Below are 309 nucleotides of genomic sequence, written 5' to 3'. Positions count from 1 at the left end.
AACTCTTCCTTGGCGGGCGATCCTTCTATGCCATCACCAAGGAGTTGGAGAAGCGTTGCATCAAATCCCCGTCGGGAAAGGATAAGTGGTACATTTCCACGGTGCGCTCCATCCTCACGAATGAGAAGTATCGCGGTGATGCACTGATTCAGAAGGAATATACGGCAGACTTTCTCGATAAGACGCGACGCAGAAACATGGGAGAGATTCCGCAGTATTATGTGGAAGAGCATCACGAGGCGATTATCCCGCCAGATTTGTTCGACTTTGTGCAATCGGAGATAAAACGCAGAGAGCAGAACGGCAAGC

1 protein-coding gene is annotated in these 309 nt (G+C 50.2%); it reads left to right on the top strand.

The window, feature by feature from the left end; genetic code table 11:
- A partial coding sequence (locus HMPREF9163_RS12340) for a recombinase family protein (RefSeq protein WP_009440331.1) occupies positions 1–309 on the top strand: 309 nt, incomplete at both ends.

Origin of the sequence: Selenomonas sp. oral taxon 138 str. F0429 (assembly GCF_000318175.2) — a bacterium.
Classification (GTDB): Bacteria; Bacillota; Negativicutes; order Selenomonadales; family Selenomonadaceae; genus Centipeda; species Centipeda timonae.
This window is presented reverse-complemented; position numbering and strand designations above follow the sequence as displayed.